General features: G+C 61.2%; 12 protein-coding genes. 6 read left to right on the top strand and 6 right to left on the bottom strand.

What is annotated here, in order from left to right; translation table 11 throughout:
* The first annotated feature begins 85 nt into the window (after positions 1-85).
* Both putA and KUV39_RS01365 read left to right on the top strand, forming a co-directional pair.
* Entirely contained in the window at positions 86-3,568 is a 3,483-nt protein-coding gene (gene putA, locus KUV39_RS01370) for a bifunctional proline dehydrogenase/L-glutamate gamma-semialdehyde dehydrogenase PutA (protein WP_272877460.1), read from the top strand.
* An 85-nt stretch (positions 3,569-3,653) separates the two neighbouring features.
* Entirely contained in the window at positions 3,654-4,439 is a 786-nt protein-coding gene (locus KUV39_RS01365; RefSeq protein ID WP_008559667.1) for a rhomboid family intramembrane serine protease, read from the top strand.
* An 87-nt stretch (positions 4,440-4,526) separates the two neighbouring features.
* Here the strand turns inward: KUV39_RS01365 and KUV39_RS01360 are convergent, their stop codons facing one another.
* Together KUV39_RS01360 and KUV39_RS01355 are read right to left on the bottom strand one after the other, a co-directional pair.
* On the bottom strand, positions 4,527-5,312 hold the full coding sequence (locus tag KUV39_RS01360; RefSeq protein WP_050673648.1) for an inositol monophosphatase family protein: 786 nt from the start codon (positions 5,310-5,312) through the stop codon (positions 4,527-4,529).
* A 184-nt stretch (positions 5,313-5,496) separates the two neighbouring features.
* On the bottom strand, positions 5,497-6,402 hold the full coding sequence (locus KUV39_RS01355; protein ID WP_008562274.1) for a LysR family transcriptional regulator: 906 nt from the start codon (positions 6,400-6,402) through the stop codon (positions 5,497-5,499).
* 93 nt (positions 6,403-6,495) lie between these two features.
* Between KUV39_RS01355 and metF the strand changes: the two genes are divergently transcribed.
* Together metF and KUV39_RS01345 are read left to right on the top strand one after the other, a co-directional pair.
* Positions 6,496-7,365, top strand: coding sequence for a methylenetetrahydrofolate reductase [NAD(P)H] (metF, locus tag KUV39_RS01350; RefSeq protein ID WP_037302868.1), 870 nt, complete (start codon positions 6,496-6,498; stop codon positions 7,363-7,365).
* A 101-nt stretch (positions 7,366-7,466) separates the two neighbouring features.
* Complete coding sequence (locus KUV39_RS01345; RefSeq protein WP_222458729.1) at positions 7,467-8,003, top strand: PaaI family thioesterase; 537 nt, start codon at positions 7,467-7,469, stop codon at positions 8,001-8,003.
* A 53-nt stretch (positions 8,004-8,056) separates the two neighbouring features.
* Here KUV39_RS01345 and KUV39_RS01340 read toward each other — a convergent pair whose 3' ends face one another.
* The 4 genes from KUV39_RS01340 to KUV39_RS01325 form a co-directional block, all read right to left on the bottom strand.
* Positions 8,057-8,569 carry a GNAT family N-acetyltransferase gene (locus tag KUV39_RS01340; RefSeq protein WP_222458728.1) on the bottom strand — a complete coding sequence of 171 codons (513 nt, stop codon included), beginning with the start codon at positions 8,567-8,569 and terminating at the stop codon, positions 8,057-8,059.
* A gap of 30 nt (positions 8,570-8,599) precedes the next feature.
* Complete coding sequence (locus KUV39_RS01335) at positions 8,600-9,763, bottom strand: DUF2235 domain-containing protein (RefSeq protein ID WP_046210064.1); 1,164 nt, start codon at positions 9,761-9,763, stop codon at positions 8,600-8,602.
* A complete protein-coding gene (locus KUV39_RS01330) occupies positions 9,741-12,038 on the bottom strand; it encodes a xanthine dehydrogenase family protein molybdopterin-binding subunit (RefSeq protein WP_222458727.1) in 2,298 nt (765 codons plus the stop codon). The genes KUV39_RS01335 and KUV39_RS01330 overlap by 23 nt, the downstream gene beginning before the upstream one ends.
* Positions 12,039-12,169: 131 nt before the next feature.
* Positions 12,170-13,321 (bottom strand): type III PLP-dependent enzyme, encoded by a 1,152-nt coding sequence (locus tag KUV39_RS01325; RefSeq protein ID WP_222458726.1) that lies wholly within the window; start codon positions 13,319-13,321, stop codon positions 12,170-12,172.
* A 110-nt stretch (positions 13,322-13,431) separates the two neighbouring features.
* Here KUV39_RS01325 and KUV39_RS01320 point away from each other — a divergent pair, with 110 nt between their 5' ends.
* Together KUV39_RS01320 and KUV39_RS01315 are read left to right on the top strand one after the other, a co-directional pair.
* On the top strand, positions 13,432-13,869 hold the full coding sequence (locus KUV39_RS01320) for an Lrp/AsnC family transcriptional regulator (RefSeq protein WP_008562940.1): 438 nt from the start codon (positions 13,432-13,434) through the stop codon (positions 13,867-13,869).
* A gap of 482 nt (positions 13,870-14,351) precedes the next feature.
* Complete coding sequence (locus KUV39_RS01315; protein WP_222459038.1) at positions 14,352-17,429, top strand: valine--tRNA ligase; 3,078 nt, start codon at positions 14,352-14,354, stop codon at positions 17,427-17,429.
* The last annotated feature ends 133 nt before the right edge of the window (positions 17,430-17,562 follow it).

Below are 17,562 nucleotides of genomic sequence, written 5' to 3'. Positions count from 1 at the left end.
AGGCGAATGTCCCGAAATTTTCAGAGTAGAATGCACATATAGACCACCCCCGACCGCAAATCGGGGCTTTTCGGAGATTTCCCAAATGACCGCTCAATCGATCCCAGCCACAGGATTCGTGCCCTCTGCCGAGGCCGATCAGGCTCCCACCACCCTGCCCTTGCGTCTGCAAATTGACGCAGGAACCTATGCCGATCAGGCGCAGATGCGCGATCAGCTGTTTGCGCTTGCAGACCTGAGCGATGCAGACCGCAAGACCATCTCTGCCAATGCCGCCGCGCTGGTGCGTGACATCCGCGGCCACTCCTCTCCCGGCTTGATGGAGGTATTTCTGGCGGAATATGGCCTCTCGACCGATGAGGGGGTCGCCCTGATGTGTCTGGCCGAGGCGTTGTTGCGGGTGCCGGACGCCGACACGATTGACGCGCTGATCGAGGACAAGATCGCCCCCTCTGACTGGGGCAAGCACCTTGGGAAATCAACATCTTCGCTGGTCAACGCGTCCACCTGGGCCCTGATGCTGACGGGCAAGGTTCTGGACGAAGACCGCAGCCCGGTTTCCGCTCTCAGAGGCGCGATCAAGCGCCTGGGCGAGCCTGTGATCCGCACCGCCGTCAGCCGCGCGATGAAGGAAATGGGCCGACAGTTCGTCCTTGGGGAAACCATCGAAAGCGCCATGAAACGGGCCTCTGCGATGGAGGCCAAGGGCTACACCTACTCCTATGACATGCTGGGAGAGGCTGCCCGCACAGAGGCCGACGCCGCACGCTACCACCTGGCCTATTCTCGCGCCATCTCTGCGATTGCGGTGGCATGCAACAGCGACGACATCCGCCAGAACCCCGGTATCTCTGTCAAACTTTCGGCCCTGCACCCGCGATACGAGCTCGCGCAGGAAACCAGTGTGCGCAACGAGTTGGTCCCGCGCCTGCAGGCGCTTGCGCTCTTGGCGAAAGCCGCTGGCATGGGGCTCAATGTCGATGCCGAGGAGGCAGACCGTCTGTCGCTCTCTCTTGAGGTGATCGAAGAGGTGATCTCTGATCCCGCACTGGCGGGCTGGGACGGCTTCGGGATTGTCGTTCAGGCCTATGGCCCCCGCACGGGTGCGGCGCTGGACGCCCTTTACGACATGGCGCACCGCTATGATCGCCGCCTGATGGTACGTCTCGTGAAAGGCGCCTATTGGGACACAGAGGTAAAGCGCGCCCAGGTCGAAGGCGTCGATGGCTTTCCCGTCTACACCAACAAGGCCCTGACCGATGTGTCCTACATCGCCAATGCCCGCAAACTGCTGCAGATGACGGATCGGATCTATCCACAGTTTGCGACCCATAACGCCCATACCGTCTCTGCGATCCTGCACATGGCCCGCGACGCCAACAAAGGCGATTATGAGTTCCAGCGCCTGCATGGCATGGGGGAAACCCTGCATCAGATGGTTCTGGAGCAGAATCAAACGAACTGCCGGATTTATGCTCCGGTTGGGGCGCATCGCGACCTCTTGGCCTATCTGGTGCGCCGTCTGTTGGAAAACGGTGCCAACAGCTCGTTTGTAAACCAGATCGTCGACGAAAACGTGCCCCCAGAGGTGGTCGCAGCCGATCCTTTCACCAAGGTTGATGATCTCAGCAACACCCTGCGCAAAGGCCCCGATCTGTTCCAGCCAGAGCGTCCGAATTCCAGGGGGTTTGATCTGGGGCACGCCCCAACCCTTGCAGCCATCGACACCGCCCGCGCGCCCTATGCCGTTCATCAATGGGCGGCCGCGCCGCTGATCGCGTCCCCCCTGAGCACAGCTGGTGGCGCAGAGCATCCGGTAACAAACCCTGCCAATCTCACGCAGGTGGGAACTGTGCGCCTGCCGTCAGATGCAGATCTCGACAATGCGCTTGCAGCCGCGACGCCCTGGCAGGCAAGCGCAGCCGAGCGCGCAGATGTACTGAACCGGGCAGCCGATCTTTACGAAGAAAACTATGGAGAGCTGTTTGCCCTTCTGGCGCGCGAGGCAGGCAAGACCATGCCCGACTGCGTGGCTGAACTGCGCGAAGCGGTGGATTTCCTGCGCTATTATGCGGCTCGCATCCCCGCAGAAGACCCGGTTGGCGTCTTTACCTGCATTTCGCCCTGGAACTTCCCGCTGGCAATCTTCTCTGGCCAGATCGCGGCGGCGCTGGCCGTGGGCAATGCCGTACTTGCAAAACCCGCAGAACAGACTCCGCTGATTGCCTATCGCGCTGTATCGCTCCTCCATGAGGCCGGTGTCCCCGTCAGCGCGTTGCAGCTGCTGCCCGGTGGGGGAGAGGTCGGCGCTGCGCTGACTTCAGATTCGCGCGTCGGTGGTGTGGCCTTCACCGGATCAACCGCGACAGCACTGAAGATCCGCGCAAGCATGGCCGACAACCTGCGCCCCGGCGCACCCCTGATTGCCGAGACCGGTGGCCTCAACGCCATGATCGTGGACAGCACCGCCTTGCCGGAACAGGCCGTCCAGTCGATCATCGAAAGCGCCTTCCAGTCGGCCGGTCAGCGGTGTTCGGCGCTGCGGTGTCTCTATCTGCAGGATGATATCGCGGATACCGTCCTGAAGATGCTGAAGGGCGCGATGGATGCGCTGAACCTTGGCGATCCGTGGCATCTGACCACAGACAGCGGCCCGGTCATCGACGACACCGCCCGCGCAGGCATTCTGGCGCATATCGACACCGCCCGCGCCGAAGGCCGTGTTCTGAAAGAGATGCAAGCCCCACAGGGCGGCACCTTTGTCGCGCCGACGCTGATTTCGGTTCCCGGGATTTCTGCGCTGAAGCAAGAGATCTTTGGTCCGGTCCTGCATGTCGCGCGCTTCAAATCGCAAGAGCTGGACAAGGTGATCGATGACATCAATGCCACTGGATATGGTCTGACCTTTGGCCTGCACACCCGGATCGATGACCGGGTGCAGTACATCTGTGACCGGATCCATGCAGGCAACCTTTACGTCAACCGCAACCAGATCGGCGCCATTGTCGGCAGCCAGCCCTTTGGCGGTGAAGGCCTGTCAGGCACTGGCCCCAAGGCGGGTGGTCCGCTGTATCTCAGCCGGTTCTGCGCCCCGGACCGCCAGCGCGTGGACAGCAACTGGGCAGAGGGTGTCGGCGAAATGTCCTCCCTGCCGGCTCCCAGCGGTCAGCCAATGGTTCAAACCAGCCAGAGCCTGCCCGGCCCGACAGGCGAATCCAATCGCCTGTCGCAAAGTGCTCGCCCACCGGTTCTGTGTCTTGGACCGGGCGAGGCCACGGCACAGGCGCAGGCCCGCGCTGTTCAGGATCATGGTGGCACTGCGATCATCGCAACCGGCCCCGTCCCTGCGGAACTGCTGCAAACCGCAGACGGCTTCTCTGGTGTGATCTGGTGGGGGAGCGACGCAGATGCCCGCTCCATCGAACAGGCACTGGCACAGCGCGACGGCCCGATCCTGCCATTGATCCCCGGCCTGCCGGATGTGGCCCGTGTTCAGGCAGAACGGCACGTTTGCGTCGACACAACCGCCGCAGGTGGCAATGCCGCGCTCTTGGGCGGGATGAGCTGATCACAAGACAGATGCCGCAGCATCAAGCTGCGGCACTTTTGCCAGAACCCTTGACGCTGGGCCGAGAAAGGCCCAGCGTTTTCATATGTTTCCGCTCAGAGATCACAACCCGTCCGGCCGCACCCCCTATGTCGTCTATGCGCTGATGGCGGCCAATATCGCCATCTTTGCGATCACTTTCTTTGGCTACGACACGCCTCGCAGTCTTCAATCGCTTTACAACGCCTACGCGCTTCTGCCCGCCGAGGTGACGGCAGGCTATGATCTCAAGACCCTCGTGACCTCAACCTTCCTGCACGGAAGCTGGATGCATCTGGGGGGCAACATGCTGTTTCTGTGGATCTTTGGCGACAATATGGAAGATGAGATGGGGCATCTGCCCTTTTTGATCTTCTACCTCGTCAGCGGGGTTGGCGCGGGCCTGTTGCATATTGCAAGCGCGCCGGACTCACTCGTTCCACTGGTTGGCGCCTCCGGTGCCATCGCAGGTGTCATGGGCGGCTACCTGCTGCTCTTCCCCAAGGCACGGGTGGACATCCTTCTGATCTTCATCGTCTTTTTCCGCATCATCTCGATCCCCGCTTTTGTCATGCTGGGTGTCTGGCTGGGCTTGCAGTTCATCGGGGGCTTTGGGTCCGACCCCACGCAAGGTGGGGTTGCCTACTGGGCCCATGCGGGTGGTTTTGGGGTCGGTATCGTTCTGACCCTGCCCCTGTGGCTCCGGCGCGGTGGCCCCGCGTATTGGAACCGCATGCGCGGTCGTCCGCCCCATCCGGAAGGCCGCTATTCGCTCACCCGCGTGCCGAAAGTGCGGGCCAAGCCCCTGAACCACAGGGGCCCCGGTCGGCACAATGGCCCTTGGGGTAGATGAACCTCGCACCCGGCGCCCGACATGCCCAACAAAAAACGCGGCCCGAGGGGACCGCGTTTTCCGTCGTCCAGATGATCGACGCTGGCCTTAGCCGCGGATCACCTTGGAGAAGTTCTCAAAGATCGGTTCGTTCGAGCAGATCACGTCACCGGCTTCAAGAATGTTGCTTTCGGGATCAATCGCCTCAACCAGGCCACCGGCCTCTTGCACGATGATGATGCCTGCCGCCAGATCCCAGGCATTCAGACGACGCTCCCAGTATCCCTCGTAGCGACCCGCCGCCACATAGGCCAGATCCAGCGCCGCAGCACCCCAACGACGCACGCCAGCGCAGGCAGGCATCAGACGCGCCAGATCCTGCAGGGTCGCAGGCAGATCAGAGCGACCGGCAAAGGGCAGGCCTGTTGCAAAGATGGATTCGATCATGCGGTGACGACCAGACACACGGATACGGGTGTCATTCATCCACGCGCCAGCGCCCTTTTCGGCAAAGAACATCTCGTCCTTGGCGGCATCATAGACCACACCAGCCACAACCTTGCCCTTGTGTTCCAGAGCGATGGAAATCGCCCAATGCGGCAGGCCGTGCAAAAAGTTGGTGGTACCATCCAGTGGATCAACGATCCAGCGACGGGTCGGATCTGCGCCTTCTTCCTCGCCCCCTTCTTCGGCCAGCCAGCCGTAGGTGGGACGCGCGCCCATCAGCTCGTCCTTCAGGATCTTTTCAGCCGCGATATCGGCCTTGGAGACAAAGTCCCCCGCGCCCTTTCTCGACACCTGAAGGTTTTCAACTTCGCGAAAATCCTTGACCAGCGACCGCCCCGCCTTGCGGGCAGCTTTGATCATGATGTTGAGGTTTGCGCTGCCAATCATGCGAAAGACTCCTGTGCACCAAAGGGGGAGATGTCGGTCAAACCGTGCCTATACGCGCCTGATTGCCGCTTGCCAAGGCCCAATAAAGCCGAACCTGCACCCCTTATGCGCATGAGAGCTATGCCGCAGGCGCATAAGGGCGTTTTCACGGGGTTTCAGTGAAAACAGGCGTCGGTCGCGCACATCACTGCTGCTGCAGACGCCGCGCTTCGACCTTGGCCAGACGGATCAGCTCCTGCATGTAGGGCTTGTCACGATCCTCAGAACGGATCGCCGCATAAAGCCGCCGGGTGATCCCCTTGGCTGTCAGCGGTCTGGTCACGTAATCAGAGGAGTATTTCACCTCTCGCACCACCCAGTCAGGCAGCACCGAAATCCCCCGGTTTGAAGCGACCAACAGCAAAATGACGGCGGTCAGCTCCACCTGCCGGATATGGGCAGGCTCAACTCCTGCCGGGGTAAGAAGCTGATTGAAGATATCCAACCGCGCCTTTTCCACCGGATAGGTAATGAGCGTCTGGCCACGAAAATCCTCGGCATCGACATAGGGTTTTTCGGCCAATGGATGCTGGGCAGAGGCCACGAACACGGGATTGTAGTCGAACAGCTCGATGAACTCGACACCGGGGAGATCCTCCGGGTCGGACGACACCACCAGATCGACCTCCTCCTTCTGAAGCGCAGGCAGCGCATCAAACGCCAGCCCCGGTCGGATATCCACATCCACATCTGACCAGTTTTTCCGCAGCCCCTCCAGCACCGGGAACAGCCATTCGAAACAGGCATGACATTCGATCGCGATATACATCCGTCCCGTGTTGCCGTCCCGCAGCGCAGAAAACTCGGCCTGAATCGCCTCGACCTGCGGCAACACCTGTTCTGCCAGCCGCAACAGCCGCAGCCCCGCCGCCGAAAGTTTCATCGGTTTGGAGCGGCGCAGGAACAGCTCAACCCCCGCCTGATCCTCCAAACCCTTGATTTGGTGGCTCAACGCACTCTGTGTGATGTTCAACATGTCGGCGGCACGGGCCAGCCCACCCTCCTGATGGATCGCCTTGATCGTGCGGAGGTGTCGGAATTCGATGTGCATCTGTCGGATCGCTCATGTTGTTCTTGAGTATTATGAAATTGTTTCACAATTGCTGCTATGCAACAAGAGACGAAATCAAGCGGAGTTCTGTTCATGACGACCCCAGAAATTTCATTCGAGTTTTTCCCGCCGCAGACGCTGGAAGCGTCTTTCCGTCTCTGGGACACCGTTCAAACCCTCGCCCCGCTTGGGCCGCGTTTCGTGTCGGTAACCTATGGCGCGGGGGGAACCACCCGGGATCTCACCCGCGAGGCGGTGGCGACGCTGCACAAATCATCCGGCCTGAATGTCGCTGCACATCTGACCTGTGTGAACGCAACCCGCAACGAAACCATGGAAATCGCCGACCAGTTCGCCGCAGCTGGTGTGCGCGAAATCGTTGCGCTGCGTGGCGATCCACCAAAGGGCTCTGGCGGGTTTGTGCCGCACCCGGATGGCTTTGCCAACTCGGTCGAACTGATTGCAGCGCTGGCGGAGCGGGATCAATTCTCCATTCGCGTCGGCGCCTACCCTGACCGTCACCCCGAAGCCGCGAGCGACCGGGCCGACGTCGAATGGCTCAAGCGCAAGCTTGACGCCGGCGCGGACGAGGCGCTGACGCAGTTCTTCTTTGAGGCGGACACCTTCTTCCGGTTCCGCGATGACTGCGCCAAGGCCGGTATCGACACCAGCCGCATCACCCCCGGCATCCTGCCCATCGAAAACTGGAAGGGCGCCCGCAATTTCGCCAAGCGCTGCGGCACCAAAATCCCGGCCTGGGTCGAGGAGGCTTTTGACAAGGCTGTGCGCGACAACCGCGAGGATCTTCTGGCCACGGCGCTCTGCTCCGAGCTTTGCTGCGACCTGATGGAAGGCGGCGTCGAAAAGCTCCACTTCTACACGCTGAACCGCCCGGAACTGACCCGCGATGTCTGTTTTGCCCTTGGGATCACACCAAAAGTTCAGCTGGAGAACGTGGCGTAGCGCTTGCCGCTCAATGCGCCCCCACATAGCCTGTGCACCATGCGTCCCTGCTGATCCCGGCGGGGGCGCTTTATTTTGCCGCGCCTCACCAAGGACCACCCATGACGACGCAAGCCGCCCCCAGCCCATCCGTTTATCAGCGCCCCGACACCCTGCGCGTTGCCCGCTCCCCCCAAGAGCTGCTGCGCATGGACGAAATCGCCAATATCTCCGGGCTGGAGTTCATGCAGGGCATCCTGTCCGGGCGCCTGCCCGGTCCCCCCATCGGCGAAACCCTTGGCTATCACCTCCACAGTGTCGAAGAGGGCAAGGTGGTTTTTCGCGGCACACCTGAATTTGGCGTCACCAACCCAATGGGCACGGTGCACGGTGGCTGGTACGGCACCCTTCTGGACAGCGCGATGGCCTGCGCCGTGATGACCCGCGTGCCCAAGGGATCTGTCTATACAACCTTGGAATTCAAGGTAAACATCCTGCGATCCATTCCACTTGGCACGACCATTGACTGTGTCGGCACCACCGATCACGTCGGCCGCTCAACCGGGGTCGCTCATGGCGAATTGCGTGGGGTGGAAGATGGTCGTCTTTATGCAACCGGCTCTACGACCTGCATCGTGATGAAAGTCGCCGCAGACTGATCCGCGACACAGCCGCAGACCAATAAAGCCGGGTCTTCCACACGCTGGTCCGCTCACAGCAGGTTTTTGGACATCCTGCGCAGGCTTTGGCGCTTGCGCCCCATGTCGATCTCGCCGCGCACCCCGGTGTCGCGAAAACCCTCACGCAGCCAAAAGGCCCGTGCCCGCGGGTTTTCATCAAGGACAGCAAGATAAATCCGAGCCGCGCCCCGTGTCCGGGCGCGCAGCTCTGCGGCGCGCAAAAAGGTCGCTCCATTCCCCGCACCCCGCGCCCAAGGCCCCAGCATCATGAAACCAAGATAGGCATCTTCCGGGTCGGGGAACCCAAATGACACCTCCGCCAGACCGGACAATCTCGGACCAAGGAAAAGGCCCAATCGATAGGACAGCTCCGGGTCGCAACCTGGCGGGCCGTCGGTGAAAAAGGCCGCAGCCTTGGCCAGATCGGGCGCCTGCCCCTCGGCCAGCAGCCAATAATCCGGCGCGTCCCGGTAAAACTGCGCAACCAGCTCCAGATCAGCATCTGGCGACAGGTCTCGGATGCGGATGTCAGACTGCGTCTGCACAGCAGATCCCCCTAGGGCCTAGAGTTCCCCCTAGGGCCTAGACAGCGCCGACTGCCAGTCTGCCAGTTTCTTGCTGCTGGAATTGGCACCCACGCTGCTGTGCAGCCGCTCGCTGTTGTCCAGACCAACGCGGCGCTTGCCCCGCAGAAGAAAGATCTTGCCCCACCCCCGCCAGGTCCCGACGGATGGCGCCCCGGGATCGACTGCAAAGCGCATGCGCCAGTCGCGCGGCAGCGGCAAGCCACAGTCCTCTGCCCGCTCAAGCATCCAGATCAGCGACACATTGGCGAGGGGGCGCGCCTCCTCAAATCCGCCAAGCTGGCCGCCCACATCCCCGTGGCTGCCACGAAACCAGACCTGTTCAACTTTCCCATCATGGCCGTGGGGGCATTCCCAAAGCACCGGCGCAAAGACCTGACGTGTCTCATCCAGCGCAAGGGCGTGATAACCATGTTTGACGTGCCGACCCAGCTGATGGTTGTGGAAGCCATGTCGCCGCTCCGCCCAGCGCCACAACAGGGGGAGCCGCAGGCCCAGCGCCTTGACCGTGTCCCAGACGCCGACCATTTCGATCTCGACATCCTTGTGGCAGTAGCGCGCGGCAAAGGCGGCAGCAGCGCCCCCCTGCCCGATCGGCGCCCCGTCGGTGGCATCAACAGACACATCGCGGGTTGCGCCATCTTCTGCACTGATTTCAACGCGCCCCTGAACCGCAGGGCTGCCACATTGGTAATGGCGATAGGCCGTGCGGATATTGCGCACGGTGGCATGTTCCGCCGTCAGCAGCCCCACCTCGTCAATCACCCCGGCAAGCGAGCGCACGGCATAGGCGCCACGGGAATAGCCCATCAGATAGATGCGATCTCCCGGACGGTAGCGGGAAGCCAGGTAACCATAGGCACGCCGAATCTGACGGTTGATCCCGCGCCCGATCATCACATCGGGCGTGGTGCGCCAACTGTGCCATTGGATGCCCGCTTCGTAGAAAACAGAAACCTGCGCGCCCATTTCCCGGCACAAACGATACAGCTGGCCTGCGTGGGTTTCGCGGCCCGGTTCCAACGTGGACATGGTCCCGTCAAGAATGATGACATGGGCCACCGGCCCGCGCAGCTTGGCTTCCGCAGAATGCTCGGAGCGCAGTGGCCGACCGAGCCATCCCAGTATCCGTTTACTCAGCTGCGTCAGCGACATCCCTCAACACTTCCCATAGTCTCAGTGGTGTGTACGGCATTTCAACCTGCCGCACGCCGCGCGCCCAGACAGCGTCCTGCACGGCATTGGCAACAGCGGCAAGCGCACCCACGGTGCCCGCTTCGCCACAGCCCTTCATCCCCATCGGGTTTTCGGTGGACGGCACCGGAGCAAAGCCTACTTCGATCATTGGCACATCCGCCGCGCGCGGCAAGGCATAATCCATGAACGATGCCGTGAGCAGTTGTCCATCCTCATCATAGACAACCCGCTCCATCATGGCCTGTCCGATGCCCTGAACCACCCCGCCATGCACCTGACCTTCGGCCAGCAACGGATTGATAAGATTTCCGAAATCATCCACGACCGTGTAGCGGTCAATGGTGCTGATGCCGGTGTCGGGATCAATCACGATTTCGGCAACATGCGCGCCGTTGGGAAACGAACGCCCGGGCAGTTTCGCGGTCGCCTTGTGACGCAGGAGATCCTGACGCCCCTGCTGTCGCGCTAGCTCTGCGGCTTCAAGCATGCTCGGGCGCTGGTTGCTTCCTGGTGCGCTAAAGGTTTCGGCGTCAAAGGTGATGGTCTGGGGATCAACCCCCATATGGTCGGCCAGAAACGGCGTAAATGCCTCGACCATCTTGTCGACGGTTGCCAATGTGGCGTTGGCCTGCGTGGTGACAGAGCGCGACCCACCAGTGCCGCCGCCCTGTGCAATCCGGTCGCTGTCGCCCTGGATGACGGTGATATCTTCCGCCGGAATGCCGGTCTGGTCCGCCAGAAACTGTGCATAGACCGTTTCATGGCCCTGCCCGTTGCTTTGCGTTCCGACATAGATGCTCACCCGGCCATCCTCCTCAAAGGCGACGTCTGCGCTTTCTGAAGGATCACCCAAAATACTTTCGATATAGTAACACAAGCCGATGCCGCGCAGTTTGCCCTTGGCTGCGTCCGCCGCCTTGCGCGCAGCAAAGCCATCAAGATCTGCGGCGACCCCCATCCGTTCGAGCACGTGATGGAAATCTCCCACGTCGTAGGTCTCATCGGTTGCCGTCTTGTAGGGAAACTGCTCCGGACGGATGAAATTGCGGCGGCGCAGCTCCCACGGATCGACGCCCAGTTCGCGGGCCGCCTGATCCATCACCCGTTCCAGAACATAGATCGCTTCGGGGCGACCGGCCCCCCGGTAGGCATCGACCTGAACCGTGTTGGTATAGATCCCTTCAACCCGCAGCCAGGTGGTCTGAATGTCATAAACACCGGCCAGAACACGGCTGAACAGCTGGGTCTGGATGGGCTGGCCGAAATGCGAGTTATAGGCCCCCAGATTGCACTGCGTGTGCACACGGTAGCCTGTGATCCGCAGATCCTCGTCAAAGGCCAGCTCTGCCAGAGACGTCAGATCACGCCCGCCATTGTCGCTCAGCATCGCTTCGCTCCGGTCTGAAACCCAGACCACCGGCTGCTCAAGCATGCGCGCGGCATGGGCCACGACGAAATATTCCGGATATGGCATCGCCTTCATGCCGAACCCACCACCCACATCAGGCGTGCTGACATGAACGGCGTCCTCCGGCAGGTTCAGTTTCTCGACCAGCTGGCGCTTCATCGCCCAGACGCCCTGCCCACCATAGGTGAAATGCAAACGGCCCTCGCGCCAATCAGCAAAACAGCCGCGCGGCTCCATCGAATTGACGATGATCCTGTTGTCGTCCACCTGCAACGACACACGATGGGCCGCCGCGGAAAAGGCCGCTTCGGTTTCGGCCTCATTCCCAAGACCCCAGTCAAAGGCGCGATTGTCAGGCACCTCCGGATGCAGGGCTGTGCCACCGGGAGCGAGATCGGTCTTGGCTGGCAGATCGTCAATCTCCAGCTCGATCATCTCCGCGGCATCTCTGGCCTGTGTCGCTGTCTCGGCAATCACGACCGCCACAGGCTCGCCGACATAACGCACCTTGTCGCGGGCAAGGATCGGACGTTCCGGAGACGCAGCATCGCTGCCGTCGCGGTTCTTGACCAACGCGCCATCCATTCCAACCCGAAGCCCTGCAGCCTCAAGATCGGCAAGCGTGAGAACAGCCCGAACCCCATCGCTGTCGCGCGCCATCTCCAAATCAAGTCCGGTGATGGTGCCGTGGGCAACAGGGCTGCGCAGAACATAGGCACGCAACGCGCCGTCTGGTGCGATGTCGTCGATATAGCGGCCCTGACCGGTCAGGAACCTGACGTCTTCCACCCGCTTAACCGATTGGCTCTTGCCGAATTTTTCCATCTTCGCACCTGCTTCTGTCGTCGTTGGACCAAGCACTCCCGCAATTGGCAGCACATCGGGCGACACACCAAACGGCGGGCTGACGCGTTCTGTCGGCCCACCGTTCGATCCGTTCAAATGCGACAGTAGCTTCAGGAACTGGCTTGTCCAGACAGCTCGATCACAGTGGCCACATCAGACAGGCCATAGCCGTTGAATTGCGTGCTCATGGCTGAAGAATAGGCACCAAGCCCCGGAAACAGAACATAGTCACCAATCCGGGTTTCCTCCGGCAGCGGCAGGCCATCCGGCAGCCGGTCAAGGCTGTCGCAGGTCGGACCAAAGACAACCCGCGGGCGCCGATCCCCCTGCCGACTGGTGCCATTCGCGGCAACCACTTCCACCCGACCCGGAAGCCCCATGTCCCGGATATCGACCAGGCCGCCGTAAATCCCGTCGTTCAGGAACACGACCTCGCCCGCCTTGCGCATCCCCTTGATGCGGGCCGCGAGGGTAAAGCTCTCAGACACCATTGCCCGTCCGGGCTCACAGATCAGCAACGGTTTGTCGTCGCCGAACGCGGCATCAGCTGCGCGGGCGATGGCCTCAAAGACGCGCTCCAGGTCCGGTGCAACGCCATCGCGGTTGGCCGCAAATCCGCCGCCAACATTGAGGCGCGCGATCTCGACACCCGCCGCAGCAATGATGTCCTTGGCCGCATAAATATACTCGACCCAGGCGCTTTCGTCCTCGCATTGGGTGCCGGGGTGGAAACACAGGGCCGGCGTCCAGCCACCCTCAGCCACCGCTTTCAATAGCGCGACCGCCTCATCTGGGCTTGCGCCAAACTTGCTGCCAAAGTCATAGGCCGCACCCGCAACCGGCAGGGCAAAACGCACGGCGATCTCGCAGCTCTTGGGAACATCTGCCAGCTTGGCCAGCTCGCTCGCGTCATCCACCGACCAACTCGCCACCCCGTGGTCGATCCCTGCCGCGATCTCCGCGTCGGAGCGTACAGGGTTGTTGTAATGCATGACCGCATCGGGGCTGGCTGCACGCACCGCATCCATCTCTGCGGGCGAAGCCACGTCAAAGGCAGTGATCCCTGCGGCGACCAAATTGGACAGAACCGCCGGATGTGGATTGGCCTTTACCGCATAGGTGACAAGACCCGGAAACCCTGTCTGAAACCGATTTGCCACCTCATGCAGAACGCGCGGCGAGAAATACAGGATCGGATGATCCGGTGTGCTGCGCGCCAGATGCGTTTCGGGAGAAAGCCAGAGAGGTGGAATCTGCTGCATGGAAAAAGGCCCTGTCATCGTGTTTCTATCAGTTTCGGCCAGTTTCCCGTCGATATCGCTCGGCACAATGACTATAGTGACGAAAACACACGACATATCGCAGGCCAAATATGCAGAACGACGAGACAGATCAGCAACTCCTCGCGCTGTTGCGGGAAAACGCCCGCCGCCCGGTGGCGGATCTGGCCCGCAGGTTGGGGCTGGCGCGGACGACCGTTCAGGCCCGTCTGGAACGTCTGGAAACAACCGGCGTCATCACCGGCTACACGCTGCGCACATCGGTCAATGCACGCCCCCCCTTGCAAGCCACTGTCCTGATTTCAATCGAGCCTCGCACCGGACCAGAGGTGCTCGCCCGTCTGCGCAGCCTGCCGGGGGTCGAGGTGGTCCACACCACATCAGGCCGGTTTGATCTTTTGGCGCAGGTTGTGGCCCATACCACAAGCGAGCTGGACGAAACCATCGACCGCATCGGTGAAGCGCGCGGCGTCAGATCATCGGAAAGCCTGATCCACCTCGCAACAAAACTGGACCGTCAGGGGCATTAGGGTCAGAGCACCTGCACTGTCATGTCGGGAAAATCGTGCGCCCGGCCCACCCTGCGGTATCCGCATCAAGGGCAGCCGGGCGACTTGAAACCAAAGCCATCGGCACACCGGCCCGAGGGAGAAGGCCGGACAAACACTTCAGTGCCACACCGCAGCAGTGCGATCCCAAAGTGGCAAACATTTAAGGGGTCTTGGAATACCCCCCGGCAAGGTGCTGCGCGGCATCACTCACTACCATATGCGCAGTCCCCACCTGCCACCCACCGTGGCAACTTGTGCTTAAAACGCGGTTAGCAGCGCGTTCGTTCCATTCGTTTTTGATTTTTTTCAATCTGTCAGCATTGCCCCGTGGTTCTGCGCGCGCCCACTGCCCGCCTTGCGCGGTCCGGATCACAGCGCAGATCCGTTAAGGAGCCTTTCCCTTTCCCTCCCCTTTCGGTATGGGAAAGGCCGATCAGATGATACGCAGGCAGGACAATCCGATGGCGATGGACAAGACATTTAACGCAGCCGAAGCCGAAACCCGGCTCTCCAAGGCCTGGGAAGAGGCCGGTTGCTTCCGCGCGGGCGCAAACGCCAAGCGCAGCGACACCTACAGCATCATGATCCCCCCGCCGAACGTTACCGGCGTCCTGCACATGGGTCATGCCTTCAACAACACGCTGCAGGACATCCTGATCCGCTGGAAGCGGATGCAGGGCTATGACACGCTCTGGCAGCCCGGCACCGACCACGCAGGCATCGCAACCCAAATGGTGGTCGAGCGTGAACTGGCCAAGGACGGCAAGAAGCGCACCGATTTCTCCCGCCCCGAGTTCCTTCAGAAGATCTGGGAATGGAAAGAGAAATCCGGCGGCACCATCATCGAACAGCTGAAGCGTCTCGGCGCCTCCTGTGATTTTGAGCGCACCGCCTTCACCATGGCAGGCGCCCAGGGCGACACCCGCACCGGGCACGAGAACTCGCCCAATTTCCACGACGCCGTCATCAAGGTCTTTGTTGAGATGTACAACAAGGGTCTGATCTACCGCGGCAAGCGGCTGGTGAACTGGGATCCGCATTTCGAAACCGCGATCTCCGACCTTGAGGTAGAGAATATCGAGGTCGCAGGCCACATGTGGCACTTCAAATACCCGCTCGCAGGTGGGGCGACCTACACCTATGTGGAGAAGGACGAGGACGGCAACGTCACGCTGGAGGAAGAGCGCGATTATATCTCCATCGCCACCACCCGCCCCGAAACCATGCTGGGCGACGGCGCGGTGGCTGTGCACCCATCGGACGAGCGTTATGCCCCCATCGTGGGCAAGCTGGTCGAAATCCCCGTCGGCCCCAAGGAACACCGCCGCCTGATCCCGATCATCACCGATGAATACCCGGACAAGGATTTCGGCTCTGGTGCCGTGAAGATCACCGGCGCGCATGATTTCAACGACTATCAGGTCGCCAAACGCGGTGGCATTCCGATGTACCGCCTGATGGACACCAAAGGCGCGATGCGCGCAGATGGCGCGTCTTATGATGAGGCCGCGACCATTGCGATGGCCGTCGCCAAAGGCGAGAAAACCCTGACCGAGGCAGAGACCGACGCCATCAACCTGGTGCCCGACGATCTGCGCGGCCTGGACCGGTTCGAGGCGCGCAAGTTGGTGGTCGATCAGATCACCGCCGAAGGTCTTGCCGTGATGACCACCGTTACCACCAAGGTAAAGGATGAAGACGGCAACGAGAGCGAGGTCACCGAGACCGTGCCCTACGTCGAAAACAAGCCGATCATGCAGCCCTTTGGCGACCGTTCCAAAGTGGTTATCGAGCCGATGCTGACTGACCAGTGGTTCGTGGACGCCGCCAAGATCGTCGGCCCGGCGCTGGACGCCGTGAAAGACGGCACCGTCAAGATCCTGCCGGAAAGTGGCGAGAAGACCTATTACCACTGGCTGGAAAACATCGAGCCCTGGTGCATCTCGCGCCAGCTGTGGTGGGGCCATCAGATCCCGGTTTGGTATGGGCCGAAGAAAGACGCCTCCAACAAGTCGTTCGGTGTGGATTATGACGCCCTTGAATTTGTCCCCTTTTGCGCCGCCTCATTTGCTGAAGCAGAGCAACTGGCAAAGCAGTATTATGGAGTTTCCGAGGCAATCGAACATGTCGACGGCAACGACATGTTCGAAGATGCCGTTGAAACCGCCGGCTTTAAGGGTAACAACGACTTCGTTCTGCTTCGCCGCGACCCCGACGTGCTGGACACCTGGTTCTCCTCCGGTCTCTGGCCGATCGGCACGCTGGGCTGGCCCGAAGATACCGCCGAGATGCAGAAATACTTCCCGACCTCGACCCTCGTCACCGGTCAGGACATTCTGTTCTTCTGGGTTGCCCGGATGATGATGATGCAGCTGGCGGTTCTGGATCAGGATCTGCCGGTCGAACAACGCATCCCGTTTGACACGGTTTACCTGCATGGCCTCGTCCGCGACGCCAAGGGCAAGAAGATGTCGAAATCCACCGGCAACGTCGTCGATCCGCTGGATATCATCGACGAATACGGCGCCGACGCGCTGCGCTTTACCAATGCGGCGATGGCCAGCCTTGGTGGCGTGCTGAAGCTCGACATGCAGCGCATCGCAGGCTACCGCAACTTTGGCACCAAACTGTGGAATGCGGTGAACTTCGCCCATTTCAACAACGTCTATGACGCCGACACCCCGGCCTATGACATCCCCGATGCCAAGGCTGCCGTGAACCAGTGGATCATCGGCGAGACCGCCAAGGTCCGCGTCGAGGTGGATGCCGCCCTGGACGCCTACCGCTTCAACGATGCGGCCCTCGGCCTCTATGCCTTTGTCTGGGGCAAGGTCTGCGACTGGTACATCGAACTCAGCAAACCGCTGTTCAATTCTGATGATGAGGCAGTGATCGCCGAGACCCGCCAGACGCTGGGCTGGGTGCTGGATCAGTGCATGATCCTTCTGCATCCGATCATGCCGTTCATCACCGAAGAGCTGTGGGGCAATACCGCCAAGCGCGACACCATGCTGGCCCATGCCGATTGGCCGACCTACGGCACCGAGCTGGTCAACGCCGATGCCGACGCCGAAATGAACTGGGTGATCACCGCGATCGAGAACATCCGCTCCACCCGCGCACAGATGCATGTGCCGGCCGGTGCCAAGATCCCGATGGTGGTGACCGAATTCTCAGATCAGGCGCGCACCGCCTGGGAAAAGAACGAGGCGATGATCCAGAAACTTGCGCGGATCACCACGCTGGAGCAGGTCGAGAGCTTCCCCAAAGGCTGCGCAAGCGTTGCGGCCCCCGGCGCCTCCTTCGGCCTGCCGCTGGCGGACGTGATCGACGTCGAAGCGGAAAAGGCACGGCTTGAGAAAACCCTCGGTAAGCTCGCCAAGGAGCTGGGTGGCCTGCGCGGGCGTCTGAACAACCCCAAATTCGCAGCCTCCGCCCCCGAAGAGGTCGTGGCGGAAGCCCGTGAAAACCTCGCCCTGCGCGAGGAAGAAGAAGCCAAGATCAAAGAGGCGCTGGCCCGCCTTGCCGAAATCGGCTGACACATGCGTGATTTGACAGGGCCGGCGAAGATCCGGCCCTGTCACCACTTTCGGATGCTTCGCAGCCAATTGGCCCAATCCCGCGACATCCGGCACCTGATTTCCCATCCCTGAACCCCCCACATCACGGCGC

This window comes from Phaeobacter italicus (assembly GCF_019801785.1).
Classification (GTDB): Bacteria; Pseudomonadota; Alphaproteobacteria; order Rhodobacterales; family Rhodobacteraceae; genus Phaeobacter; species Phaeobacter italicus.
Note: the sequence above shows the minus strand (reverse complement) of the source record. Positions and strands in the feature narration are given on the sequence as shown.